This is a genomic window from Solirubrobacter phytolaccae (assembly GCF_027587195.1).
GTDB classification, from domain to species: domain Bacteria; phylum Actinomycetota; class Thermoleophilia; order Solirubrobacterales; family Solirubrobacteraceae; genus Solirubrobacter; species Solirubrobacter phytolaccae.
In genome coordinates, this window is the sequence record NZ_JAPDDP010000047.1 from 25,426 (window position 1) to 49,326 (window position 23,901).

Annotated in this window: 23 protein-coding genes; 13 read left to right on the forward strand and 10 right to left on the reverse strand. The window is 71.7% G+C overall.

Annotated features, from left to right (window positions below; all coding sequences use genetic code 11):
• Positions 1 to 22: 22 nt before the first annotated feature.
• Complete coding sequence (gene lepB, locus OJ997_RS22625) at positions 23 to 634, reverse strand: signal peptidase I (RefSeq protein ID WP_270027512.1); 612 nt, start codon at positions 632 to 634, stop codon at positions 23 to 25.
• A gap of 38 nt (positions 635 to 672) precedes the next feature.
• Between lepB and OJ997_RS22630 the strand changes: the two genes are divergently transcribed.
• Complete coding sequence (locus OJ997_RS22630) at positions 673 to 1,347, forward strand: hypothetical protein (RefSeq protein ID WP_270027514.1); 675 nt, start codon at positions 673 to 675, stop codon at positions 1,345 to 1,347.
• On the opposite strand, the gene OJ997_RS22635 is transcribed toward OJ997_RS22630, so the two are convergent.
• Positions 1,344 to 1,913 carry a TetR/AcrR family transcriptional regulator gene (locus OJ997_RS22635; RefSeq protein WP_270027515.1) on the reverse strand — a complete coding sequence of 190 codons (570 nt, stop codon included), beginning with the start codon at positions 1,911 to 1,913 and terminating at the stop codon, positions 1,344 to 1,346. The two genes, OJ997_RS22630 and OJ997_RS22635, sit on opposite strands and share 4 nt — an antisense overlap.
• Before the next feature lie 69 nt (positions 1,914 to 1,982).
• Between OJ997_RS22635 and OJ997_RS22640 the strand changes: the two genes are divergently transcribed.
• The 7 genes from OJ997_RS22640 to OJ997_RS22670 all read left to right on the forward strand — a co-directional run bounded on the left by OJ997_RS22640 (position 1,983) and on the right by OJ997_RS22670 (position 10,333).
• Positions 1,983 to 3,038: a multicopper oxidase domain-containing protein gene (locus OJ997_RS22640; RefSeq protein WP_270027516.1), complete on the forward strand. Its 1,056-nt coding sequence runs from the start codon at positions 1,983 to 1,985 to the stop codon at positions 3,036 to 3,038.
• A 9-nt stretch (positions 3,039 to 3,047) separates the two neighbouring features.
• The gene (locus OJ997_RS22645) at positions 3,048 to 4,325 is read left to right on the forward strand and encodes a right-handed parallel beta-helix repeat-containing protein (protein WP_270027517.1); all 1,278 of its coding nucleotides are present in this window, start codon (positions 3,048 to 3,050) and stop codon (positions 4,323 to 4,325) included.
• The gene (locus tag OJ997_RS22650; protein WP_270027519.1) at positions 4,322 to 4,672 is read left to right on the forward strand and encodes a cupredoxin domain-containing protein; all 351 of its coding nucleotides are present in this window, start codon (positions 4,322 to 4,324) and stop codon (positions 4,670 to 4,672) included. Before OJ997_RS22645 ends, OJ997_RS22650 begins: the two co-directional genes overlap by 4 nt.
• Before the next feature lie 48 nt (positions 4,673 to 4,720).
• The gene (locus tag OJ997_RS22655) at positions 4,721 to 7,405 is read left to right on the forward strand and encodes an ATP-binding protein (RefSeq protein WP_270027520.1); all 2,685 of its coding nucleotides are present in this window, start codon (positions 4,721 to 4,723) and stop codon (positions 7,403 to 7,405) included.
• The gene (locus OJ997_RS22660) at positions 7,402 to 7,794 is read left to right on the forward strand and encodes a response regulator transcription factor (RefSeq protein ID WP_270027521.1); all 393 of its coding nucleotides are present in this window, start codon (positions 7,402 to 7,404) and stop codon (positions 7,792 to 7,794) included. Before OJ997_RS22655 ends, OJ997_RS22660 begins: the two co-directional genes overlap by 4 nt.
• A complete protein-coding gene (locus OJ997_RS22665; RefSeq protein WP_270027522.1) occupies positions 7,791 to 8,837 on the forward strand; it encodes a HEAT repeat domain-containing protein in 1,047 nt (348 codons plus the stop codon). The genes OJ997_RS22660 and OJ997_RS22665 overlap by 4 nt, the downstream gene beginning before the upstream one ends.
• Before the next feature lie 68 nt (positions 8,838 to 8,905).
• Entirely contained in the window at positions 8,906 to 10,333 is a 1,428-nt protein-coding gene (locus tag OJ997_RS22670) for a glycosyltransferase family 2 protein (RefSeq protein WP_270027523.1), read from the forward strand.
• Here OJ997_RS22670 and OJ997_RS22675 read toward each other — a convergent pair.
• From OJ997_RS22675 to OJ997_RS22685, 3 genes are all read right to left on the reverse strand, one after another.
• Entirely contained in the window at positions 10,312 to 11,601 is a 1,290-nt protein-coding gene (locus OJ997_RS22675; protein ID WP_270027524.1) for a hypothetical protein, read from the reverse strand. The two genes, OJ997_RS22670 and OJ997_RS22675, sit on opposite strands and share 22 nt — an antisense overlap.
• 84 nt (positions 11,602 to 11,685) lie before the next feature.
• Positions 11,686 to 12,279 (reverse strand): hypothetical protein, encoded by a 594-nt coding sequence (locus OJ997_RS22680; RefSeq protein ID WP_270027526.1) that lies wholly within the window; start codon positions 12,277 to 12,279, stop codon positions 11,686 to 11,688.
• Between the two features lie 58 nt (positions 12,280 to 12,337).
• A complete protein-coding gene (locus tag OJ997_RS22685) occupies positions 12,338 to 14,479 on the reverse strand; it encodes a PhoX family protein (protein WP_270027527.1) in 2,142 nt (713 codons plus the stop codon).
• Positions 14,480 to 14,582: 103 nt separating this feature from the next.
• Here OJ997_RS22685 and OJ997_RS22690 point away from each other — a divergent pair, with 103 nt between their 5' ends.
• Positions 14,583 to 16,247 (forward strand): serine/threonine-protein kinase, encoded by a 1,665-nt coding sequence (locus OJ997_RS22690; RefSeq protein WP_270027528.1) that lies wholly within the window; start codon positions 14,583 to 14,585, stop codon positions 16,245 to 16,247.
• Positions 16,248 to 16,275: 28 nt separating this feature from the next.
• Here OJ997_RS22690 and OJ997_RS22695 read toward each other — a convergent pair whose 3' ends face one another.
• The gene (locus tag OJ997_RS22695; protein ID WP_270027530.1) at positions 16,276 to 17,217 is read right to left on the reverse strand and encodes an AraC family transcriptional regulator; all 942 of its coding nucleotides are present in this window, start codon (positions 17,215 to 17,217) and stop codon (positions 16,276 to 16,278) included.
• A gap of 76 nt (positions 17,218 to 17,293) precedes the next feature.
• Between OJ997_RS22695 and OJ997_RS22700 the strand changes: the two genes are divergently transcribed.
• A complete protein-coding gene (locus tag OJ997_RS22700) occupies positions 17,294 to 18,157 on the forward strand; it encodes an NmrA family NAD(P)-binding protein (protein WP_270027531.1) in 864 nt (287 codons plus the stop codon).
• Here OJ997_RS22700 and OJ997_RS22705 read toward each other — a convergent pair.
• Positions 18,094 to 18,873, reverse strand: a complete 780-nt coding sequence (locus OJ997_RS22705) for a peptide ligase PGM1-related protein (protein WP_270027534.1) — start codon at positions 18,871 to 18,873, stop codon at positions 18,094 to 18,096. The two genes, OJ997_RS22700 and OJ997_RS22705, sit on opposite strands and share 64 nt — an antisense overlap.
• Positions 18,874 to 18,934: 61 nt before the next feature.
• On the opposite strand from OJ997_RS22705, the gene OJ997_RS22710 reads away from it, so the two are divergent.
• Genes OJ997_RS22710 through OJ997_RS22720 form a run of 3 tightly spaced genes read left to right on the forward strand, consistent with a single transcriptional unit; the run spans position 18,935 to position 21,573 of the window.
• Positions 18,935 to 19,438: an OsmC family protein gene (locus OJ997_RS22710; protein WP_270027536.1), complete on the forward strand. Its 504-nt coding sequence runs from the start codon at positions 18,935 to 18,937 to the stop codon at positions 19,436 to 19,438.
• A 42-nt stretch (positions 19,439 to 19,480) separates the two neighbouring features.
• On the forward strand, positions 19,481 to 20,407 hold the full coding sequence (locus tag OJ997_RS22715) for a cation diffusion facilitator family transporter (protein ID WP_270027537.1): 927 nt from the start codon (positions 19,481 to 19,483) through the stop codon (positions 20,405 to 20,407).
• A complete protein-coding gene (locus OJ997_RS22720; RefSeq protein ID WP_270027538.1) occupies positions 20,404 to 21,573 on the forward strand; it encodes an MFS transporter in 1,170 nt (389 codons plus the stop codon). Before OJ997_RS22715 ends, OJ997_RS22720 begins: the two co-directional genes overlap by 4 nt.
• On the opposite strand, the gene OJ997_RS22725 is transcribed toward OJ997_RS22720, so the two are convergent.
• Genes OJ997_RS22725 through OJ997_RS22735 form a run of 3 tightly spaced genes read right to left on the reverse strand, consistent with a single transcriptional unit; the run spans position 21,545 to position 23,882 of the window.
• Positions 21,545 to 22,060: a hypothetical protein gene (locus OJ997_RS22725; protein WP_270027539.1), complete on the reverse strand. Its 516-nt coding sequence runs from the start codon at positions 22,058 to 22,060 to the stop codon at positions 21,545 to 21,547. The two genes, OJ997_RS22720 and OJ997_RS22725, sit on opposite strands and share 29 nt — an antisense overlap.
• Positions 22,057 to 22,788 carry a hypothetical protein gene (locus OJ997_RS22730; RefSeq protein ID WP_270027541.1) on the reverse strand — a complete coding sequence of 244 codons (732 nt, stop codon included), beginning with the start codon at positions 22,786 to 22,788 and terminating at the stop codon, positions 22,057 to 22,059. The genes OJ997_RS22725 and OJ997_RS22730 overlap by 4 nt, the downstream gene beginning before the upstream one ends.
• A complete protein-coding gene (locus tag OJ997_RS22735; protein WP_270027542.1) occupies positions 22,785 to 23,882 on the reverse strand; it encodes a glycosyltransferase family 4 protein in 1,098 nt (365 codons plus the stop codon). Before OJ997_RS22735 ends, OJ997_RS22730 begins: the two co-directional genes overlap by 4 nt.
• Positions 23,883 to 23,901: the final 19 nt, after the last annotated feature.

The following is a 23,901-nucleotide window of genomic DNA, read 5'->3' on the forward strand; positions in this document are numbered from 1 at the left end:
TTACACGTGTAATCGCAGTTTGTCAGCGCCGCGGGGAGCAGCCCACGATGAGCAGCGTGCAGTTCTCGACACGGCCGAGGATCCAGTCCTCGGGCACCGGGCCCCAGAACCGGCTGTCGTCCGAGGCGCCGCGGTTGTCGCCGAGCATCACGTAGTGGTCGACGGGAACGGTGAACTCGGTGGGGAACTCGCACGCGGTGTTCTCGCCCGCCACGCACGCGGCGACGAACGGCTCGCGGGCCGGCGTGCCGTTGCGGATCACCCGGCCGTCTCCGTCCATCGCGACCCGATCGCCCGGGCCGGCGACCACGCGCTTGATGAACTTGACCGTGCTCGGCTCACCCGTGGGCTTCCCGCACATCTGCCCAGCCGGCGGCGGTCCGCCGCCGCACGCGTTGGTCTCGGCCCCGTCGGGCGGATGGAAGATCACGATGTCGCCGATCGCGGGCTGCGTGTCGCCGCCGTAGGCGCGGTGATTGAGCGCGACGTGGGCGCCGACGCCGGTGCCCGGGACCATCGACTCCGACGGCACGCGAAAGCGCTCGTACGTCGTGACGCCGTAGACGACGACGGCGATCACGACGACCCCGAGCAGGGTGAGGATGGACAGGACCGTTATGAGTCGTTTGGACACGGAACAGTAATCGGCACCGTGGGTATGTCCTAAACGCGATGACGCGCGTTCAGTGGCTGGCACTCGGCGGCTACGTGGCCCTCGTCTACCTGGCGCTCGGGCCGCCGCTCAACGACGGCACGCTCAACGCCACGGTCGTGGCGCTGGCCCATCTGCTGCTCGGGCTCGGCGTGGCGCGCTGGTGGGTGCTGGGCGTCCCGGTCGCCGTCGCGCTCGCCGGCCTGTACCTCGCGACCGACGACTTCGGGCTCCTGGCGCTCTTCGGCGGGCCGATCTGCGTGCTGCTCACCGCCGTGGGGCGCGGGCTGGCCTACGCGCCGCCGAAGCTCCGCGCCGGTGTGGCCGCGCTCTGCGCCGCCCTGATCGCGTTCGCGTTCCTGGGCGACGTCGTGACGGAGCTGCGCAAGGGCCCGCCGCTCCCGGCGACGGTCCAGCGCGAGCTGCCGGTGCAGTACAGCCTGGTCGTGCTCTGCCCGTGGTCCGACGAGGACCAGACGCGGGCGCGGGCCTCGATCGACGTCCTGATCAGGGAGCTCGACGCGCGCCCCGACCACACGCTGACCTACACGGTCCACTGGGCGCACGGCGACGAGGACGTGCGCGACATCACGGTCCGCCAGCTGGCCGACATCACGCTCGACGACCTCGAGCACGGCGACGTCCGCGGCCCGTGCGCGCCGGACCTGCAGCGCCGGATCCGCGCGGCCCTCTAGCCGAGCAGTGCTTCGAGCTGGCGGCGCACGGCGGCGCGGACGCGTGGCTCGTCGAGCTCGCCCGAGGCCAGGGCGGTCATCCGCAGGCCGTCGAGCGCGGCGATCACGAGCCGCACGTCGAGCTCGGAGGCCTCGCCGAGCACCTGGTCGCCGAGCGCGCGGAGCCCGCGACCCCACTGGCGGTGCACGGCCAGCGCGCCCGGGGAGCCGAGCAGCTCGGCCTGCAGCCGGTACAGCGCCACGGTCGCCTCGCGCTCGGGGCCGAGCTGCTCGAGCAGCCAGTCCGCGAGCTCGTCCGCCCACGCGCCGACGTCGAACGCGTCCAGCCGCTCGGCGATCGCGCCAATCCGCGCGACCTCGTGATCGGCGCTCCAGTGCAGCGCGGCCTCGAGGATGTCGGCCTTGGTCGCGTAGTGCCAGGTGGTGGAGGACAGCGACACCTCGGCCTCGGCCGCGACCCGCCGGTGCGTGACGGCCGCGACGCCCTCGCGCGCGACGATCCGCACCGTCGCCTCGACGATCGACTCACGGACGCGCTGAGAGGCCTCGGCACGGGTGGCGGGCATCGCGCTGAACGGTACAGGTACGTTCGTACTTGCGGACGGAGTACGCCCGTACTAGATTCCGCGCCGGTCATGCGCGAATCGCCACAAAGTACGCGACGCTCGTTCTTCGGGCTGGCGGGCGGAGTCGCGCTCTTGTGCACGATCGGCGGGGAGGAGATCGACGTCTCCGCGCCCAACGGCCTCGAGCGCGCGGACCGGGCCGCCGCGCGCGTGCAGAAGCCGCTCGGCGCCTCGCTCAAGCAGGACATCCCGCAGATCCAGCCGCAGCCCGGCGGCATCCGGCGCGAGTACTGGATCCAGGCCGAGACGGCGCGCTGGGCGATCACGCCCTCCGGCAAGGACGAGTGGCACGGCCGCGCAACCGGCGGGCGCAACGCGTTCACCGCGTTCGTCTACCGCGCGATGACGCCCGGGTTCGCCTCCTACCTCGTCGACCACCCGACCATCCCCGGCCCGCTGCTCACCGGCGAGGTCGGCGACGTGCTCGTCGTGCACTTCCGCAACGCGGACACCAAGCTCGACCAGGCCGTGACGATGCACCCGCACGGCGTCAAGTACAACCCGGAGTACGACGGCGCCTACATGGGCGAGTTCACGCGCGACGGCGGCTTCGTCGCGCCCGGCGAAAGCTTCACCTACCAGTGGGAGTGCACGCCGGACTCGGTCGGCGCCTGGCCGTACCACGACCACGGCCCCAACCACACGCTCAACTCGTTCCGCGGGCTCTTCGGCGCGATCATCGTGCGCGAGAAGGGCGCGAAGAAGCCCGACCGCGTGCACAACCTGTTCGCGCACCAGCTCGCGCCGCCGGTCACGCGTCTGGAGCGCAACTTCCACTGCTTCAACGGCCGCGCGTACGCGGGCAACACGCCGACGCTGACCGCCAGGCCGGGCGAGGACGTCGAGGTCAACGTCTTCGGGCAGGACTCGAACTTCCACACGTTCCACATCCACGGCCACCGCTGGAAGGACGCGGCGGGGGCCTTCACCGACAACCCGGGGTTCGGGGCGAACGAGTGCGTCAGGGCTCGCTTCACCGAGGACAACCCCGGCCGCTGGCTCTACCACTGCCACGTCTTCTCCCACCAGGACGTCGGGATGGCCGGTTGGTACCTCGTCGAATAAGGAGCTCAGATGCGCCGCACCGCCGTCGTCATCGCAGTCGCCGCCGCCGTGCTCGCCGGTCCTGCCGCCGCGCAGGCCCAGACGTACCCCGAGCCGAGCGAGCCGGGCAAGGTCCAGGCCAAGCCCAAAGGACCGTTCAAGACCCACACGGTCTGCAAGGCCAAGGGCCGTTGTGACTTCACAACGATCCAGAAGGCCGTCGACAAGGCCAAGGCCGGCGACACGATCCGCATCAAGAACGGCACCTACCGCGAGGCGGTGCGGATCACGGGCACCAAGAAGCGCTACCTGAAGCTGATCGGCAACGCCAAGAGCCCCGACAAGGTGCTCCTGCTGGCCAAGGGCAAGATGCAGAACGGCGTCGCCGTCAACGAGGCCGACGAGGTCACCGTCGACGGCTTCATGGCCCGTGGCTACAAGGCCAACGGGTTCTTCTTCACGAACGTCAACGGCTACTCGATGAACCACCTGATCGCGCGCCAGACCGGCGTGTACGGGCTGTACGCGTTCAACTCGATCGGCGGCGAGATCCTCAACTCCGAGGCCTACTACGTCAACGACGGCGCGTTCTACATCGGCCAGACGCCGCCGCAGACGTCCCCGATCCGCACGATGGTCCGCAACGTCAAGGGCTGGGGGAGCCCGCTCGGGTTCAGCGCCACGAACATGCGCTACGTGACGATCACGAAGTCCAAGTTCTTCAACAACGCGCTCGGGATCGCGCCCAACGCCCTCGACGGCGAGAAGTACCCGCCGGCCGAGGACAACGTGATCATCGACAACGACATCTTCTGGAACAACTTCAACTTCCACACCGGCAACCCGCCGTTCGCCAAGCGCGACAGCGGCGTGGCGGCGCTGGCGCCGGTCGGCACCGGGGTCATCCTGCTCGGCGGGCGCGGGAACCGGATCGAGAACAACCGGATCTTCGGCAACTACCTCGCGGGTGTGGTCGCCGTCGAGAGCATCCTCGTGGAGAAGACGCCCGAGGCGCGGGTGCTGCGCAACAACGTGATCCAGAACAACGTGTGGGGCCTGAACGGGACCGACCTCAACGGCCGCGACGTCGTCTACGACGGCAGCGGCACCAACAACTGCTTCAGCGGGGCGACCTCGACCTTCCCGGCCGACGGCTCGACGCTGGCGGGCTGCGGCGGCACGAACGCGTTCAGCGCCGACGCGCGGGCCACGATGCTCGGCTGGACGGGCATCGGCGCGCTCAACGGCTGGGTCAAGCGTCCGCACCCGGCCCTCGAGGGGTACACCCCGCTCGAGGTGTTCAATTGATCAAAAGAAGCATCGCCGCTGCCGTCGGCGTCGCGGTCCTGGCCGCGACGCCGGGCGTCGACGGCGCGACCAAGAAGACGATCGCGCTCGGCGACAACTACTACGCGCCGAAGACGCTGACCGTGAGCAGGAACACGACGGTGACGTGGCGCTGGCCCGGCTTCGAGGAGGCCGGCGACGTGCACGACGTCAAGCTGAAGTCGGGGCCCAAGGGCGTCAAGAAGTTCCACTCCGAAGGCGCCGCCACCGACTACGAGTTCAAGCGCAAGCTGACCGTCGCCGGGACCTACAAGATCGTCTGCACCCTGCACGAGGAGATGACGATGACGGTCAAGGTGCGAAAGTAGGCGCTCCCGCGCGGTTTTGACCGCGCTTACATTGGCAACGTTAATCCAGTGACCCGCGGACTCACCGCTCGGCTCGTCCTGGTGGGCAGCATCGCCTTCCTGCTGTGCGTAGCCACGTTCGCGGTGGTGCTGTCGTTGGTCAACGACGCGCGCGACGCGTCCGACAGCCTGCAGGTGTCCAACGACCGCACCGCGGCCGCAGACCGCACGCTCGCGCTCGTCGTCGACCTCGAGACCGGGCTGCGCGGCTACGTGGTCACCGGCGACGACACGTTCCTGCAGCCGCACGCCCACGCGATCACCGCACTGCCCGGTGCGCAACGTGACCTGCTCGACGCCACCGCGAGCGACCCGCGGCAGGCGAGCACGGCCGGCAGGCTGGTGGAGCGCAGCAACGCGTACCTGGAGTGGCAGCGCGACCAGCGTGCGCGGGCGGAGCGTGACCCCGCGGCCGCCGCGATCGTGATCGCCACGGGCGCGGGCAAGCGTCAGGTCGACGCGATCCGGGTGCTCGTCCGCGACCTCGTGAGCCGGGAAGACCGGGCCGCGCGGGAGGAGCGTCAGCACCTGGAAGGGTCCACGTCGCGGGCGATCACGCTGGCGACGATCGGCCTGCTCGGCATCCCGCTGCTGCTGGCGGCGCTCGTCTACGCGAGCGCGCGCCGCGTCTCACGCCCGCTCCAGCGCCTGTCCCGTGCGGCGCGGCGGGTCGCCGGGGGTGACCTGGAGGTGCGTGTCGACGAGTCCGGCGCGAGCGAGATCGCCGAGCTCAGCCGCTCGTTCAACTCGATGGCGGAGTCGCTGGCCGTCGCGCGCCAGGAGTCCGAGGTGTACAACGCCGAGCTCGAGGCCCAGGGCGCCGAGCTCGCGGTGACGATCAACGCGCTCGAGCTGGAGAAGGCGCGGATCGAGACCTTCCACGACGTCGTGTCGGCGTTCACCTCCGAGGTGGAGCTCGACCGGCTCGCCCCGCTGCTGCTGAGCAAGCTGCGCGCGGCGGCGGGTGCGCGCGGCGGGGCGCTGTACGTCGCCGATCCGGTCACGCCCGAGAACGGGCTGCGGCTGCGTGAGACCGCCGCGCTCGACCGGAGCGAGCTGCCGGAGCGGCTGACGGCCGACGTGATCGCGGACGAGCTCGAGCGCCACCTGCTGCTCCCGCTCGCGAGCTCCGGGCGCCCGCTCGGCGCGGTCACGCTGCTGGACCCGATCTCCAAGGACCTGGCGACGTTGCAGCGGATGGCCGACGCGGCCGCGGTCGCGCTCTCGAACGCGCTCGCGCTCGAGTCGGCCCGGTACGCGGCCGAGATCAACCGCGCCGTGCTGGAGACCGCTCACGACGCGTTCGTGGCGGTCGACGCCGACCGCCGGATCACGGCCTGGACGCCGCAGGCCGAGGCGCTGTTCGGCTACTCGGAGTGGGAAGCGCGCGACCAGCTCGTCGACGAGCTGCTGATCCCGGCGCGCTGGCGGGACGCGTACCGCACCCAGCACGAGGAGCTGCTCGCGGCGGGCATGGAGACCCGGCGCTTCGAGGTGCCCGCGCTGCACCGCGACGGGCACCGCATGAACATCGAGGTCTCCGTGTCCCCGCTGAAGGTCGGGGACTCCTGGCAGGTCAACGGCTTCGTGCGCGACATCGGCGAGCGCGTCGCTCACGAGCGCTCACGCGAGGCCCAGCGCGCTGTCAGCCAGGCGCTGGCCGAGACCGCCGCCACCGAGGACGTGGTGCCGCGCATCCTGGAGGCGCTCGGGCGCACGCTGCGCTGGCCGCTCGCCACGCACTGGGTGCCGGACCCGCTCGCGGGCGAGCCGCGGCGCGCCGCGGAGTGGCAGGACCCGGACTACGCGGGCGAGGACCTGCCCGTCTCCGTGTCGATCCCGATCTCCAGCGGCCCGACCGGGTTCGGCCTGTTCGAGTTCTGGCAGCGCCGCCGCGTGGCGGTGGACGACGACCTGAGCGAGGCGCTCGACGCGATCGGCAAGCTCGTCGCCGAGGTGCTCGAGCGCCGCCGCGCCGAGGCCGAGGCCGATCGGCTCAAGAACGAGTTCTTCGCGCTCGTCTCGCACGAGCTGCGCACGCCGCTGACGTCGATCATCGGCTACCTGGAGCTCGTGCTCGAGGAGGAGGCGGGGGAGGTGCCGGAGGAGCAGCGGCGCTTCCTGAACGTGATCGAGCGCAACGCGCGCCGGCTGCAGCGGCTCGTCGGCGACCTGCTGTTCGTCGCCCAGGTCGAGGCCGGGACGCTCAGCCTGGACCGCCGCGACGTCAACCTGGAGTCGGTCGTGCTCGAAGCCGTCGAGGCCGCCCGCCCGCGCGCCGAGCAGGCCGGCGTCGAGCTGGTCGCCGAGACCGAGCCGCTCCCGGCGCTCGACGGCGACCCCGACCGGCTGTCCCAGGTCGTCGACAACCTCGTGACGAACGCGGTGAAGTTCACACCCACGGGCGGTCGTGTCACGGTGTCCTCCAAGCGGTGCGAAGGAGCGGCCGTGATCACCGTGACCGATACGGGCATAGGCATACCCGAGGATGAGCAGGACCGGCTGTTCGAGCGCTTCTACCGAGCCCGTGGCGCCACCGACGCCGAAGTCCAGGGCATCGGGCTCGGGTTGTCGATCGTGCGCGCGATCGCCCGCGGGCACGGGGGCGAGGTCAGCCTTCGCAGCGAGCCCGGAAGCGGTACGACTTTCACGGTGGAGCTCCCCATTCCGATCCACGAGGTGACGCGACTATGAGCGATGATCCGCGCACGGTGCTGGTGGCCGACGACGACGAGGACATCCTCCAGCTCGTCGCGTTCCGCCTCGAGCGCGCCGGCTACACGGTCGTGACGGCGGCGGACGGGCAGCAGGCCGTGGCCGCCGCGCGCGAGCACCTGCCCGACCTCGCGGTCCTGGACGTGATGATGCCGGGCCTGAACGGCTACGAGGTGACGCGCCAGCTGCGCGCGGACGCCGCCACCGCGCACATCCCGATCATCCTGCTCACCGCGCGCGTCCAGGAGGCGGACGTCAGCCGCGGCTTCGAGGCGGGCGCCGACGACTACCTGCGCAAGCCGTTCAGCCCGGCTGAGCTGCGTTCGCGCGTACAGGCGATCCTGGCCAGACGCTCGAGCGTCAGGTGATCGAGCTTCTCCAGCTCTTCGGCGCCGCGCTGTCCGTGCTGGCGCTGGCGACGATGTTCGTGCTGGTCGGCCGGCGGGTCGCCCTGAGTCGCCGGGAACGCCGGCGCGCCAGGCTCGAAGCGGAGCTGCGCCCGGTTGCGCTGGCGCTCGTGGACGGGGAGGAGGTCGACCTGCCGCGGCTCGGCACCGCCGAGGCCCGCGCGCTCGCCGCCATTCTCGGCCGCTACGCGCGCAAGCTGCGCGGCGAGCCCCGGGAGCGCATCGCGACGTTCTTCGAGGAACGCGGGGACGTGCAGCGCGAGCTGCGCCGCGTGCGCTCCCGGCGCTCCGCACAGCGCGCGGCGGCCGCGTTCGCGCTCGGCGACATGGGCTCGGATTCCGCGATCGAGGCCTTGATCGGGGCGCTCGACGACCGCGCGCGCGACGTGCGTAGCGCCGCCGCGCGCAGCCTCGGGATGCTCGAGGCCGAAGCGGCCGTGCCGCGGCTCGTGGGGTCTTTGGCCGAGCATGAGGTGCCGCGCGCGATCGCCGGCGGCGCGCTGCTGGCGATGGGCTCGCGGGCTGCGCCGGGGTTGCGCTCGCTGCTGGACGCGGACGAGCCCGCCGTGCGTGCGAACGCGATCGAGCTGCTCGGCTTCACCGGCGACGCGAGCGACGCTGACCGGCTGGACGCGGCGCTGCGCGAGGACCACGCGATCGCGGCGAGCCGCTGGCGCGAGTTCGCCGAGGTCCGCGCGGCGGCGGCGCGGGCGCAGGGGCGGATCGGGACCCGGCGCGCGGCCGGCGGGTTGCGTGCGGCGTTGAACGATCCCGCGCCGTTCGTGCGCACGGCCGCCGCGCACGCGCTCGGGCGGATCGGCGACCGTGATGCGTTCGACGCGCTGGCGCGCCAGGCCGGCGACGACCTGTACGACCCCGCGCAGGCCGCCGCGCAGGCGCTCGCGGCGATCGACCCGGTGCGGGCGATGCGGCTCGGCGGCGACGAGGGTGCGAGCCCGCACCTGGCCGAGGCCGCCGCGCTGGCCGAGCTGGAGCCCGCCTAGATGCATCCGCGAAGCGATGCATCAAGCGACCGAAGCAACCGGCGAAGCCGGTTCGCAAGGATCGCCTGATGCGGGACATCGTCGAGGTCTTCGGCGTCATCGTCATCGGCTACTTCGCGGCGCTGAACCTGATCTACATCGGGTTCACGGCGTTGGCGTGGCGGTCGATCACGCGCTACCTGCATTCGCTGGAGTACGCCGCGATCGACGAGGCGCTCGCTTCACCCCTGACGCCGCCGATCTCGATCCTGCTCCCGGGCTACAACGAGGAGGCCGGGATCGTCCAGAGCGTCAACGCGCTGCTGCAGCTGCGCTACCCCGAGTTCGAGGTGATCGTCATCAACGACGGCTCCAAGGACTCGACGATGCAGCAGCTGCAGGACGCCTTCGACCTGGTCGAGGCGCCGCGGGCGCTGCGCGGGACGGTCCAGCACGCGCCGATCCGCGGCACCTACCGCGCGGCGCGCCACCACGAGCTGCTGGTCGTCGACAAGGAGAACGGCGGCAAGGCCGACGCGCTGAACGCGGGCGTGGACGCGGCCCGGTACCCGTACGTGTGCGCGGTCGACGCCGACGCGATCATCGAGCCGGAGGCGCTGCTGCGCGTCGCCAAGCCGCTGCTCGACGATCCCGACCTGGTGATCGCGACCGGCGGCATCGTGCGGATCGCGAACGGCTGCACGGTCGAGGACGGGCGCGTGACCGAGGTCCGGCTGCCGTCCAGCCGGCTCGCGACGCTGCAGGTGGTCGAGTACTTCCGCGCGTTCCTGGTCGGCCGAGTCGGGTGGAGCCAGCTGCACGCGCTGCTGATCATCTCCGGCGCGTTCGGTCTGTTCCGGCGCTCGACGGTCGAGGCGGTCGGCGGCTGGGACCACACGACGGTCGGCGAGGACATGGAGCTCGTGGTGCGCATGCACCGGTACATGCGGGAGAACGGCAAGCCCTACCGCGTGCAGTTCGTCCCGGATCCCGTGTGCTGGACAGAGGCGCCGGAGACGCTGAAGGTCTTGTCGAGGCAGCGCCGGCGCTGGCAGCGCGGGCTGTTCGAGACGCTGTGGCGGCACAAGCGGATGACGCTGAACCCGAAGTACGGCGCGCTGGGCATGCTCGCGATGCCGTACTTCATCGTCTTCGAGCTGCTCGGCCCGCCGCTCGCGCTCATCGGCTACCTGGTGCTGCCGATCTCGTGGGCGATCGGGCTGCTGTCGTGGCCGTTCGTGCTCGCGTTCTTCGTGTTCGCGGTGATGCTGGGCCAGCTGCTCTCGATCTCCGCGCTGGCCCTGGAGGAGTTCTCGTTCCGGCGCCACCCGCGGGGCCGCGAGATCCTGCGCATGTCGGTCTACGCCGCGGTCGAGAACCTCGGCTACCGGCAGCTCACGGATCTCTGGCGCGGCCTGGCCTTCTGGGACCTCCTGCGCGGCAAGAAGTCCTGGGGCGACATGCAGCGGCGCGGCTTTCAGACCGCGCCGACGGATCAGTTGTCGAAGAGCAACTGAGCGCTCGACGCGCGGATCAGCAGCCAGGAGCCGGCGGCCGACGTGCCCCACGTGTGGTACTCGCCCCATTCCTCCGAGCTCGAGTCCTTGTCGGCGCCGACCGGACCCGTGTTGGTCTTGACCGTGCCCGCGATCTGCAGCACCGCCGCGTTCGCCGCGGTCGCGCTCAGGCCGAGCAGGCTGGTGCGGTCCAGCGCCAGCGAGGCCTGGATCGTGCCCTCCGACCAGATCACGTCGGGCGCGCCGGTCCCGGAGTATGGGCGGAAGCCGGAGAGCGTGCCGATGCCGGTCGCCGCGCGCGGCGCGACGTAGAACCGCTGCTGCAGGTAGTTGGCGACCTGCGCGGCGCGACCGTCGCCGCGGGCCTGCAGGTACATCGCGCCGAGCGCCTGCACGTCGGCCGGGATCTTCACGTCGCCGACACCCTGGCGGAAGTACGCGAGCGAGCCTTCCTGCACGATCAGGTTGGCGAGGATCGCGTTGCCGAGGCTGTTCGCGGCGTTGTTGACCTCTGTATAGGAGAGCCCGGTCCCGAGCGTCCCGCGCGTGCCGAGCTTGGCCGCGAGGTCACGCAGGAAGCCGGTCGCGAGCAGGTTGTGCTGGGTCGAGACCCAGTTCACGTCCGGGCCGCCCTTGATCAGGCCCGAGCTGTTGCGCAGCGTCAGCAGGTAGCGCGCGACGCCCGCGATCACGGCGTCGTACTTCGTGGAGTCGTAGACCTTCTTGTACGCGAGCGCGGCGTACCCGACCCACGCCATCGCGCCCGCACGGACCTGCGCGGCGCTCGTCCCGCTCTTGACATTGAACGCGTACTCGATCGACCCGTCCGTGCGCTGGAGCGCCTTGAGCTGGTCGAGCAGCTGCACGGCCTGCGACTGCGCGCCGACGCTCAGGAACGCGAACGTGGCGAGCGCGTTGTCGTACGTGTAGCTCGCGTCGGTCAGCCGCCCGTACGCGGCGTCGCTGATCGGGATGTCGAACGAGCGGATCAGCAGCAGGCTGTTCCCACCCGCGCTCTGCGCGGCGAACGCGACGTTCGACTTGCTCGACCGCCGCTTCTTGGTCGTCGGCGTCGTCGGCCCGACCTGCCGCGCGAGCCAGCGCACGAGCGGCTTGCTCGGAGCCTTGCGCTTGGCGTCCGCCGGCCATGCCTCACGCACTTCCCCACCACGACGCTTGGCCTTCTGCGCGTGCGCGACATCGGCGCTTCCTCCCAGCGCGACACCAAGAACCAGGGGGACGATGCAGGCACGACGAATCCGGAACATAAAGGGTTCTTCCCCGGATTCTTCGTCCCGTCAACGTTCCTGGACGCGCCGTTGGCGCGTCGCCACCCGTCCAGACCAGTTCGGCTACGCGAGGCCTCCGTCGCCGATCTGCCGGCCCAGTGCCGCGTTGGTCACGCGCAGCGTGAAGTCCGCGTGCTTGCGGCGGTGCTTGTCGGGGGCGAAGCAGAGATCCCACGGGTAGGCGCTCGCGCCGTGGCCCTCCGCGACGAGGGCGTGGAGATCGAGGTCCTCGGCGAAGCCCGTGAGGTCGACCGCGTAACAGCGGGTGATGTGCAGCGCGCTCACCGCCAGGCCCAACGTCGTCCTGACGACGTGCGCCTGCTGCTCGTCCGACGTGCCGTCCAGCGCGAACATCCAGTAGCGCAGCTCGCCGGGCAGGCGCCGGACTTCGCCGTAGGCCGCACTCGCGGTGCCCTCGGGCCACCACTGGAAGCTGAGCTGCTCGGCTGCGGCCGCTCCGGCCCCGAGGATCTCCGCCTGCCGGGCGCGAAGGGCCTCGCGCTCGATCCGCACCGGTTCGCCCTCGTCGTCAATGAGCGCGGCGCGCCCGGTCTCCGGGTGGGTGTCGGTGATGCCGAGCCGGCTCAGGGTGCCGACCGTCCCCGCGAACGTCGCGGCGCTCATCGGCGCCGTCCACCAGTGGATCGAGCGGCTCACCGCGCGCACTCTGCCACGCTCGCCGGGCGAACCACCCCGGCGAGCGTGGCTCAGGCGGCTAGGAGCGGCGGAAGCTCAGGCGCTTCGTGCGGGTCGCCTTGTTGCCCGCGGCGTCGGTCGCGGTGACCGCGAGGGAGGCCGGGACGGCGCGCTCACGGCGCAGCAGGACGCGCAGCGCGGCCGACGGGCGCAGGCGCACGGTGACCTCGCCCGAGACGTTGACGCGCTGGGTGACGCGGGCGAGCTGGCGGGGCTTGCCGCGGCGGCCCTTGCGGGTCGTGAGCTGGCCGTAGAGCGTCACGGTCAGGGTCGCGGGCTCGTCGACGCGGAGCTTGAAGTCCAGGCCCGTGCCGGTGAGGGAGGCGAGGTTCTGGCGGCCCGACGAGACGAAGGACAGGCGCGCGGGGGTGCCGTCGTTGCCCGGGGTCGGCGGCGTCGGGGGTGCCGGGATGACGTTGCTCGGCGGCGGGGTGTCGTCGCCGTCCGGGTCGGTCTCCACGTCCGGGAGCTTGGTGATCGCGACGAGGGACGGGATCGGCTTGGACGGGTTCTGGCCCGTGGTCTTGTTGCCCTTGGGCCAGTAGGAGGTGTAGGTCTCGACCGTGCCGTAGACGCCGCCACGGTTCGGGGTCTCCTCGCCCGGGTGCTGGACGTTGATGAACAACGTCTGCTCGTCCGGGGTGAAGTAGGGACCGGTGGCCTCGGCCTCGAGCGGCATGTTGGCGAAGCGGAAGGCGACGCCGGCGTTCGGGCCCGAGCGGGGGAGCATGAACACCGCGTTGTTGCGGTGGTAGGCGTTCGGGTTGGTCGGGTTGTTGAGGACGCTCGACGAGATGTCGGTGACGACCCAGAGGTTGCCGGCCTTGTCGAAGGTCAGGTTGTCGGGGGAGGAGAAGCCCTGCTCGCCCGTGCCGGGGCGGCCGGTCGGGCCGCCCGCGGCGTAGTCCTCCCAGGTGAACTGCGCGCCCTGGCCGACCGCGGTCGGGTCGTTGCCGGCCTCGTGGAGGCGGCGGATCGAGCCGTGCGTGTCGTTGGCGGTGCTGTTGTTGGTCAGCGCGATGTAGACCGTGCCGTCCTCGTCGACCTCGACGTCCTCGGGGCGGTTGGTCGCGTAGTGGAGCTGGAACTCGGCGCTGCCGACGCTGGCGGCGATCCGCGCGTTGGTGTCGACGAGCTCGGCCTCGGTCACCTCGCGCCAGTAGCCCGTGCCGCCCGTCGGCGACGTCAGGTTGCCGCCGGGCGCGTCGAACGTACGGCGGCTCTGCGGCGCCCAGTAGGCGATGTAGAGCTTGCCGGACGTGAGGATCTTCAGGTTCTCCTCACGCCGACCGGGGCGGAAGCGCAGGTCGGAGACGAACTTGTAGACGCCGCCGTTGTTGACGTCGTCGCCCATGTAGAGGACGAACGGCTTGTCGGCGACGGCCCGGAACGCCGTGTTCTCGTGCCGGAAGCGCCCCAGCGCCGTGTGCTTGCGGCCGACGAAGCTCGGGTCGTACGGGTCGTGCTCGCACACCCAGCCGTACTTGGCGGGCGAGGTGAGCGTGGAGCCGTTGCCGTTGACGTAGTCGGTGGTGCCGGTGCGCGCCTGGTCCCAGCCGAGACCGGGGTAGTCCTGGTAGTTCTCCTCGCAGCTGAGCGCCGTACCCCAGGGCGTGATGCCGCCCGAGCAGTTCGCGAGCGAGCCGCTTGCGGTCTCGCCGATGCCCGGGTAGGCGGCGTTGTCGGCGAGCGGGCCGGTGAACTGCAGCGTGGGCGAGTTGCCCGTGATCCGGCGGTTGTAGCGCGACGGCGAGACGACACCCCAGATGCCGTCGGCGTCACGCTTGACGTGCAGGATCGAGTTGCCGACCGAGTCCTGCTCGAGCTGGACCTGCGCCGCGGTCTTGTTGGCGGCGTTGGTCACGCCGTGCTGGAAGAACGGCGCCGGGTACTCGTGGTTGATGAACAACAGCCCCTCTTGGGACCCGTTCAGCGGGAAGTACGCGAGGTAGTCGTTGTTGAAGCCGTACGTGAGGGTGCCGTCCTCGTTGGCGAACTGGTCGCCGTACCCCGCGATGACGTGGGCGCGATAGCCCTCCGGCACCTCGAAGGCGTCGGCCGCGGAGGCGGCGAGCGCGCGGAAGGCCGAGAAGTCGCTCGGCTCGGCGGTGTTGGCCAGTGCCGTCGCCGTGTCGAGATAGCCGGTACGTTCCAGGGCCACCGCGGCGACCGATGAGGCTCCTGCGGAGGCAATGCCCCTGATGAAGGAGCGGCGAGTCGAGTCCATCAGGCGACCCTGATCCTTGGCGGTAGATGAGCCGTGAATGAATCGTGAACGTGTCCTCAACTACGAAACGTCGTTGATCGTCGTCGGCCGCTACGAGGTGCTGCGGGTGCTCGGCGAGGGCGGCATGGCGGTCGTCCATCTCGCGCGCCAGCCGTCGCTCGACCGGCTCGTCGCGCTCAAGGAGCTGCGCGCGCTGAACAGCACCGACGGGTCGCTGGCGCAGCGCTTCCTGCGCGAGGCGCGGCTCGCCGGCTCGCTCACGGACCCGCACATCGTCACCGTCTACGAGTACTTCGAGCACGACGGCACGCCGTACATGGCGATGGAGTACCTCGAGCGCGGCTCGCTGCGCCCGTTCGTGGGCGAGCTCAACCTGCCGCAGATCAGCGGCGTGCTGGAGAGCATCCTCGCCGGGCTGACCGCGGCCGAGGCGGCGGGGATCGTCCACCGTGACCTCAAGCCCGAGAACGTGCTCGTCAGCGCCGACGGGCGCGTCAAGATCGCCGACTTCGGCATCGCCAAGGCGACCACGGACGTCGGCGCGGGATCGTTCCGGACCGCGACCGGGATGATGATCGGCACGCCCGCGTACATGGCGCCCGAGCAGGCGCTGGGCACCGACATCGGCCCGTGGACCGACCTCTACAGCGTGGGCTGCGTCGCCTTCGAGCTGTTCACGGGCCGCCAGCCGTTCCACGACGTCGACAGCGCGATGGCGATCCTGATGCGCCACGCCACGGAGCCGATCCCGCCGATCAGCACGATCGTGCCGCACATCGACTTCCGGCTCTCGGACTGGATCGACAGGCTCGTGCAGAAGGATCGCCACGCGCGGTTCGCGTCCGCCGCCGAGGCGTGGGACGCGTACGAGGAGATCGCCGTCGACCTGCTCGGCCCGCGCTGGCGACGGGACACACGGCTGCTCAACCACCCGGGCGAGGTGCACGTGGTCGACGAGACCGCGGCCGCGCTCCCGGTCACCGCCCAGCCCTACACGCCGCCGCCGCCGGACCTGCCGCCCGGGCCGCTGTCCCCGCACGTGGCCCCGGAGCACGTCCACCAGCCGCCGCGCCGGAGCGGGCCGCGCCGCTGGCCGTTCGTCGCCGCGGCGGGCGTCGTGCTCCTCGCGGCCGCGCTCACCGTGCTGCTCTGGGGCGGCGGCGGGGAGGAGCCGGTGGACAGCCTGACGACCAACGCCTCGTTCGAGTCGGGCCCCGCGGGCTGGACCGCGTTCCAGGCGACGCTCACGACGGAAGCCGCCGACGACGCGCCCGACGGGAGCGAGGTCGTCCGCGTCACGTCGAACGTCGCGGGCGACCAGTACGGGATCGACGACGAGCCGGACACCGTCGACGCGAGCTCGGTCGAGGGCCGTCACTACACGGCGAGCGCGTGGATCAAAGGGACGGACAGCACGGACGGCAAGCCGGTCTGCATCGCGATCCGCGAGTGGAACCGGAACGCGGGGATCGGCGCCGCGGTGATCGCCGAGGGCAAGGTCACGGCAAACACGGGTGACTTCCAGCGCGTCTCCGCGAGCTACCTGGCGACCGGCGACGGCAACGTGATCGACGTCCACGTCTACCGCTGGGCCGACGACGTGACCGAAGGCGAGGCGTTCCTGGCCGACTCCATCGCGCTCACGTCCGACGACGCCGGCGGGCCCGACGATCAGCGCGTGGCCGAAGCCAGGTGCGCTTGACAGCGGCCGCGCGCCGCGGGAGCGAGCGCTAGCGAGCTGCCGACAGCGAAGGCGAGCGCCCAGCGCGAGCGTTCGCCCGCCATCGGCCGGGCGCGACCCCGTGGTGGCGCTTGAACGCCGCCGCGAAGCTGAACTCGGACGCGTAGCCCAGCGCTGACGCGACAGCGGCGATCTGGTCGCTCGTGTCGCGCAGCTGCTCACGCGCGAGCGCCATCCGCCAGCCCGTGACGTAGGCCAGCGGGGCCATGCCGAGCGCGGCGGTGAACCGGCGGGCGAACGCCGCGCGTGACAGGGCGGCTTCGGCGGCCAGGGACTCGACCGTCCACGGTCGCGCCGGGTCGGCGTGCACGGCGCGCAGCGCGGGGCCCAGCTGCGGATCACCCGACGCCCGATACCAGCCCGGTGTGTCGGACGCCGCCGCGAAGTGCTCACGCAGCATCTGCACGAGCGCGACGTCCAGCAGCCGATCCAGCAGCGTCTGCTGGCCGGGGAGGTCCTGCTCCATCTCGCGCGCCAGCAGGTCCAGGGTCGTGCGCAGCTGGCTGCCGGCGGCGGGGCGCAGGCGGATCGTGTCCGGGAGCACGCGCAGCAGCTCGGTGCAGACGTCGCCCTCGAACAGGTAGGCGCCGCAGCAGAACACGGACGCGTCGCCGTCCTCGCCGGCGAGGTAGCGACGGTCGGACACCCGCGCGGTGGCCATGTAGTCCGCCAACGGCCGGCACGCCTCGTCGCCGCTCGTCGCGAGCTGGTGCTCGAGCCCACCGCGCACGAGCACGATGTCCCCGCCGATCAGTCGCAGCGGCTGCGCCGGGTCGTCCGTCCACAGCTGCACCTCACCCTCGACGATCGCGTGCACGGCGAGCCCGGACACGGCGGGGAACGTCAGCCCGAACGGTCCATGCACAGTGGAGTGCGAGAACGCGGCGCCGTGGGCGCGGGCGCGTTCCAGCAAGTCGGTGAGCACGTCCACGCCGTGAGACGATGGCATATGTGATCGCGACTTTCCAGCATGGATCCGCACACCGATCCGCGATGTAGTGCTCGCCATGAGCACGATCCTGATCCTGGGCGGCACCGGCAAGACCGGTCGTCGCATCGCGCCGCTCCTCCGCGACGCCGGCGCCACGGTCCGCACCGCGGCCCGCAACGGCGCCGACGTGCACTTCGACTGGTCCGACGCCGCCACCTACGACGCCGCGCTCGCCGGCGCCGACGCCGTCTACCTGGTGCCGCCGGCGCTGGACCTGGGCTACGTCCCGCGCGCGCTCGAGCTCCTGGACCGCGCCGAGGCCGCGGGTGTCGGCCACGTCACGTTCCTGAGCGCACGGGGCGTCGAGCACGCGCCGCCGGAGGCCGCGCATCGCGCCGTCGAGCTCGAGCTCGGTCGCCGCACCGCGTTCACCCACTCGATCCTGCGTCCCGGCTGGTTCATGCAGGACTTCAACGAGTACTTCTTCGCGCCCTCGATCATCGAAGAGGGCATCGTCGCGGTGCCGTCCGGCGACGGCGCCGAGGCGTTCATCCACGCCGACGACATCGCCGAGGTCGCAACCGCGACGCTGCTCGACCCCGACGCGCACGCCGGCGCCGAGTACACCCTCTCAGGCCCGGCCGCGCTCACCTTCGCGGACGTGGCGGCCAAGCTCTCCACCGCGACGGGCCGGGAGATCCGCCACGTGGACCTCCCGCGGGAGGACTGGATCGCCGGGCTGATCGCCGCCGGCGTGCCCGACGACTACGCGGCCATGCTCGGCGGCCTGAGCGACAACCTGCGCGCGAGCGCGACGGCGGCCCTCACCGGCGACGTCGAGCGCGTGACCGGCCACGCGCCGCGCTCGTTCGACGACTACCTGGCCGACCCGGCGGTGGTCTCGGCGCTCACGGCGCCGAGCGCGGTCAACGCCGCATAGAAGCAGTTGTCGGCCTCGGTGCGCGCGTTGCCGAGCGCGACGAGGTGCAGCTCGCCCGTCTCCTCGAGCGTCTCGAGGCCGTAGGCGATCACGCCGGCGCGCGCGAGCGGGTTCCAGCCGGTCCCGGTCGCGCGCAGCGCGGAGACCGCCTCCCGCCAGTCCTCGTCGATGCCGAGCGCGGTACCGGCCCGGAAGGCGTTGGCGCGCAGCGCGAGCAGCGTCGCGTGGGCGTGCTCCTCGGGCGCGGCGCTCGGGCCGACGGCGACGGCGTGCCCGTCCTCGTCGAGGGCGAAGTCCACCGCGAAGCCGCCGACCTGCCCGTCGGCGGCAAGGCGCGCGCCCGTCCGGGCGCCGTAGCGGTAGAGCTCGTCGATGTACGCCGAGCCGGAGGACAGGCGCGTGCCGCCGTCCGGCAGCACGTCGTGCGCCGAGAGCACCTGGACGGAGCGATCGGGACGGATGCGCACGCGGACGGTGGCCGCGGGCCGCGCGTCCTCGTCGGCGAGTGGCACCCGCGCCGCCCGCAGGTCGTTGAGGGTGACGACCGCGGGCGTGGGCTCGACGTCGCCGTCCAGAGCGACGTCCACCCGGTCTCCGGCACCGATGCCGATCAACTCGAGGTAGTAGGAGACGAGCGCGGGCTCGACCGGCCCGGGCACGACCACGCGAGCCGAGGGGGATCGGAGCTCGAGGAGTCGGTGCAACGGGAAAGCCATATGCGTAGAGTATTCGAAACCCGACCGGGTTTCCAGGATTTATCGAGGGAGGACTAGACGGATGTCCGTCACCGCCGCGATCGCAGCCAACGAAGAGGCCATCACCGCCGAGGCGGGCAACGCCCGCGTGGTCTTCCGGACCGAGGGCGCCTTGGAGGGCCCGACGCTGGTCAAGCTCGTGTCCCGCAACCACACGATCGAGGTCGACGAGCCCGACGTCCTCGCGGGTGGCGACGCGCACGCCAACCCGGTCGAGTACGCGCTCGCCTCGCTCGCGTCCTGCCAGGCGATCACCTACCGCTTCTGGGCGGCGAAGCTCGGCATCGCGCTCGACGGGCTCGAGGTCGTGGCCGAGGGCGACCTCGACCTGCACGGCTTCTTCGGCCTGGACTCGGACGCGCGGCCGGGCTTCACCGGCATTCGGCTCGAGGTCACGCCGCTCGGGCCCGAGTCGCCCGAGCGCTACCAGCAGCTGGCCGACGCCGTGGACGAGCACTGCCCGGTGCTCGACCTGTTCCGCAACCCGACGCCGGTGGAGCGGCGCCTCGCGGTACCGACGGCCTGATCGCACACCGCCCGGCGGCGTGCGCCTCTAGCATCGTCGGGGGTGGGGCACGACCACGATCATCACGGCCATAGCCACAGCCACGCGCCGTCCGCGGACGCCGATCGCCGCTGGCTGAGCATCGCCCTTGCGCTGATCGCGGGGTTCATGCTGGTCGAGGTCGTCGTCGGCATCATCGCCTCGTCGCTGGCGCTGCTCTCCGACGCCGCGCACATGCTCACGGACGCGGGGGCGATCGGGCTCGCCCTCGTCGCCGCGTCCCTGGCCCGGCGCCCACCGTCCGGGCGCTTCACGTTCGGTCTGGGCCGCGCCGAGATCCTCGCCGCCCAGGCCAACGGCGCGACGCTGCTCGTGCTGGCCGGGGTGCTCGGCGTCGAGGCCGTGCAGCGCTTCTTCGACTCGCCCGAGGTCGAAGGCGGGCTCGTGATCGTGGTCGGCGTGCTGGGCGCGCTCGTGAACGTCGCGGCCGCGTGGGCGCTGTCGCGGTCGGAGCGCCGCGGGCTCAACGTCGAGGGCGCGATGGCGCACGTGATCACCGACCTGTACGGCTCGCTCGCCGCGGTGATCGCCGGCGTGCTGATCGTGACCACGGGCTTCGGCGCGGCCGACGGCATCGCCGCGCTGCTCGTGTCCGCGCTGATGGTCCGGTCGGGCTGGAGCCTGCTGCGCGACTCGAGCGCGATCCTGCTCGAGGGCTCCCCGCGCGAGATCGACGTCGAGGAGGTCGGCAACGCGCTCGCGCGAGCCGACGGCGTGATCGAGGTCCACGACCTGCACGTGTGGGAGGTCACGTCGGGCTTCTCGGCGCTCGCCGCGCACGTGCTCGTCCGCGAGGGCGACGACTGCCACGGCCGCCGGCGTGAGCTCGAGCTGCTGCTCGACGACCGCTTCGGCATCCACCACACGACGCTCCAGGTCGACCACGAGCACCCGGAACAGCTGCTGAAGCTGGACAGCGCGTCGGCGTGAGCGCCGAGGGCGCGGCCGTTCGTGCGGTCTACGCGGCGTTCGCCGTCAACGGCTTCGCGTTCGCCAGCTGGGCGTCCCGGATTCCGCAGGTCAAGGACCAGCTCGAGCTGAGCGCGGCGGAGCTGGGGTTCGTGCTGTTCGGGATCGCGGTCGGCTCGGTCGTCGGGCTGCCGCTGTCCGGGCCACTCATCCATCGGTTCGGCTCGCGGCGGGTGGTGATGACGGCGAGCGCGGTCGGGGGGTTCGGGCTGATCGGCGCCGGCGCCGGGATCGAGGCGGGCGTGCTCCCGGTCGTCGCGGCGCTTGTCCTGACCGGGTACGCGATGGCGAGCTGGGACGTCGGCATGAACGTCCAGGGCGCGCTCGTCGAACAGCGGATCGGGCGGTCGATCATGCCGCGCTTCCACGCGGGCTTCAGCCTCGGCACGGTCGCGGGCGCGCTCGGCGGCGTGGCGATGGTCGCGCTGGGCGTGCCCGTCTCCGTGCACCTGGCCGTGGTCGGCGTGGCCGTGACGCTGGGATTGCCGCTCGCCGTCCGCGCGTTCCTGCCCGACCGGGAGGCGCACGAGGAGCCGACCGACCACGGGATGAAGGCCTGGGGCGAGCGCCGCACGCTGCTCGTCGGCGTGTTCGTGCTGGCGTTCGCGTTCGCCGAGGGCGCCGGGAACGACTGGATCGGCGTCGCGTTGATCGACGACTACGGCGCGCACGAGGCGGTCGGCACGCTCGGGCTCGCCGCGTTCCTGACCGCGATGACGATCGTGCGCTGGATCGGCCCGGACCTGCTCGCCAAGCACGGCCGCGTGAAGGTCGTGCGCGGGCTGGCCGTGATCTCGGTCGCCGGGCTCACGCTGTTCGTCTTCGGACCCAACGTGGAGACCGCGATCGCCGGCGCCGTGCTGTGGGGCGCCGGGCTCGCGCTCGGGTTCCCGGTGGGGATGAGCGCCGGGGCGGATGACCCGGCGCTCGCCGCCCCGCGCGTGAGCGTCGTCTCCTCGATCGCCTACTGCGCGTTCCTCGCCGGTCCGCCGGGAATCGGGTTCCTCGGCGAGCACAGCTCGGTGACGCGGGCGCTGATCGCGGTGATCGTGCTGCTCGGGCTCGCGGCCCTGATCGCCGGGACCGTGCGGCCCCTGGCTAGCTCCCCGCCACCGCCACGACGATGACCAGGATGTAGAGCGCCCAGAAGAACAGGCCGATGCCGACGAGGACCTTGTCGAGCGTGTCCAGCGGCGCGTCGGTCGCCTGGCCGTTGGTGGCGGCCCGGTGCGCGTCGTTCAGCCGCGACTGCACAGACGGGTACGTGAACAGCGCGACGAACGGGATGATGATCGTCAGCACGAAGTACAGGACGACCGAGAAGCTCTGCGAACGGGCGCGCTGGGCGTACTTGTCGATGTCCTGCCAGGCCAGGAACAGCATCACGTAGTTGACGATCGGGATGATCATCAGCACGGTGCGCAGCCCGGGGGAGGGCGGCGGCTGGTTGACCCTGGAGGAGACCTCCTTGGTCGTGTGGTACATCCAGGCGAAGGACCAGAGCCCACCGCTGGCGATCAGCAGCAGGATGCACTTCCCCACGCTGCGAATCACCGCGGTGCTCTCGGAACCCTGCGGTTGCTGCGCGTAGCTGTCCGGCATCGCTGTGGTCATGTGCGCATCAGTACCGCGCGGGCGTGCTGGTCGTCAAGTTGGCGCGGGAACGCGACCGCGGTGTGCCGGTCCCGGTAGGGCTCGGTCTCGTGCATCGCATTGAAGCCGGCGCCGGTGATGATGCGCTCGGCGTGGGCGAGGTGCGGCTCGGCCGGGTACACGTCGTGGTGGCGCGGATGGACGACGACGGTGTTGCCTTCGGCGAGCGCGAGCAGCTGCTGGAGCTCGTGATCCGGGCCGGCGTGGACGACGAGCGTGTGCGGCTGCGACGCGAGCGGCTCACCGGGCGGCGCGTGGGGGAGCGTGAGCGGCTCGACCGGCCCGGGCGGGTCGTAGCCGAGCTCCTCCAACTGGTGCACGGTCGCGTACCGCGGGAGCGGCCCGTCGAGCCGCTGCGCGTACACGTCCCAGCGCAGCCGCCGTGCGATCAGCCGCGCGCTGGGAAGCTCCAGCCCGCACAGCTCGCCGAGCACGCCGCCGGGGAACGCGTCTACGAGCAGCTCATCGGGCTGAAGGTCGGCGAGGAGCGCCTCGATCCAGCCGCGGAACGCCGCCCGTTCGTGCCCGAGCCGTCTCGGCACGGGGATGACGGGCCGCCCGGCGGTGACCCGCGGGTCCCGCGCATGGCCCGAGGCCGTGAGCAGCACCGCGTCTTCACGGTCGCCGAGCACCTTGCGCGCCCGCGTGAGATGCCCCAGCCCGCCGCCCAGGGCGTAGTAGAGGATCACGTCGCAGGAAGATAAACGTCCAGGACGTTTAACTTCGTGTGGGTCAGCGCGTCGACGTAGGCGTCGAGCTCCGCGTCGCCGTCGAGGGTCGTGCGGGCGAGCTGGCGGCAGGCCTCGGCCATGCGGTCGTGCTCGGCGGGCTCGAGGCGGGCGGCGCGTTGGAGGGCCCAGGCGGCGCGGGCCTCGTCGCCGGGCTCGAACAGGAAAGCGGTCTCGCCGTCGGTGAGCACGTCGGCCATCCCGTCCACGCGCGAGGCGAGCATCGGCACGCCCAGCGCCGCCGCTTCGACTAGCACGTTCGGCAGGCCGTCGTAGAAGCTCGGGATCGCGAGCCAGTCGCACGCCGCGTACCAGGGCAGCAGCTCGTAGCGGTCCAGGAACGGCAGCGTCGTCACTTCCAGCTCGCCGTCGTGGTCGGCGAGCCACGCCTCCATGTCCGGCGCCATCCAGCCCGCGAGCAGCAGGTGGAAGCGGTCGGCGACGCCGGAGCGGGTGAGCGCGTCGAGCAGGAAGACGCCGCCCTTCTTGGCCTTCAGCTGACCGAAGAGTCCGAGCGTGAGCCGGTCGTGCGACGCGCGGAACTCCGCCGCCTGGGCGAGGTCGGAGGGCGCGAGCGTCCAGTCGCGCTCGATGCCGTTCGGGATCCAGCGCGTGGGCGTGGCCGGGTGCATGGCGGCGATCCGCTCGACCTTCGAGCGCGAGTTCGCGATCACGAGCGTGGAGCGGTGCAGCGCCTCGTCGAGGATCGGCCGCCGGCGCGTGGAGAAGACCGCGGCGTCGAAGTCGTTGCCGCGGATCAGGGTGATCAGGGGCACGCCGAGCCAGGCGGCGAGCACCGGGCCGGCCATGATCGGCCGCGAGCCGCCGAACGCCACCACGTGCGTGTAGTCGACCGGCCGGGCCTGCAGCGTGGTCCAGGCGCGGTTGAGCGCGTGCGCCGGGTCGTCCTCGATCGGGCACGCGAGGTAGCGACCGCCCGCCTGCTCCTCGATCGTCCACGCGCGCCCCCGGGCGGTGGGGACGAAGTGCAGGACGTCGACGAGCACGCCGCGCCGGCGCAGCCCGCGCACGATCCGGTCGCACGACTGCGCCATCCCGCCCCGGCTCGGCGGG

Excerpts from the sequence above, each read along its gene's own strand:
- OJ997_RS22675 (WP_270027524.1), bottom strand. The coding sequence starts at position 11,601 with ATGTTCCGGATTCGTCGTGCCTGCATCGTCCCCCTGGTTCTTGGTGTC.
- OJ997_RS22700 (WP_270027531.1), top strand. The coding sequence starts at position 17,294 with ATGAGCACGATCCTGATCCTGGGCGGCACCGGCAAGACCGGTCGTCGC.
- OJ997_RS22635 (WP_270027515.1), bottom strand. The coding sequence starts at position 1,913 with ATGCCCGCCACCCGTGCCGAGGCCTCTCAGCGCGTCCGTGAGTCGATC.
- OJ997_RS22670 (WP_270027523.1), top strand. The coding sequence starts at position 8,906 with ATGCGGGACATCGTCGAGGTCTTCGGCGTCATCGTCATCGGCTACTTC.
- OJ997_RS22725 (WP_270027539.1), bottom strand. The coding sequence starts at position 22,060 with ATGACCACAGCGATGCCGGACAGCTACGCGCAGCAACCGCAGGGTTCC.
- OJ997_RS22630 (WP_270027514.1), top strand. The coding sequence starts at position 673 with ATGACGCGCGTTCAGTGGCTGGCACTCGGCGGCTACGTGGCCCTCGTC.
- OJ997_RS22660 (WP_270027521.1), top strand. The coding sequence starts at position 7,402 with ATGAGCGATGATCCGCGCACGGTGCTGGTGGCCGACGACGACGAGGAC.
- OJ997_RS22710 (WP_270027536.1), top strand. The coding sequence starts at position 18,935 with ATGTCCGTCACCGCCGCGATCGCAGCCAACGAAGAGGCCATCACCGCC.
- OJ997_RS22735 (WP_270027542.1), bottom strand. The coding sequence starts at position 23,882 with ATGGCGCAGTCGTGCGACCGGATCGTGCGCGGGCTGCGCCGGCGCGGC.
- OJ997_RS22705 (WP_270027534.1), bottom strand. The coding sequence starts at position 18,873 with ATGGCTTTCCCGTTGCACCGACTCCTCGAGCTCCGATCCCCCTCGGCT.
- OJ997_RS22640 (WP_270027516.1), top strand. The coding sequence starts at position 1,983 with ATGCGCGAATCGCCACAAAGTACGCGACGCTCGTTCTTCGGGCTGGCG.
- OJ997_RS22645 (WP_270027517.1), top strand. The coding sequence starts at position 3,048 with ATGCGCCGCACCGCCGTCGTCATCGCAGTCGCCGCCGCCGTGCTCGCC.
- OJ997_RS22690 (WP_270027528.1), top strand. The coding sequence starts at position 14,583 with ATGAATCGTGAACGTGTCCTCAACTACGAAACGTCGTTGATCGTCGTC.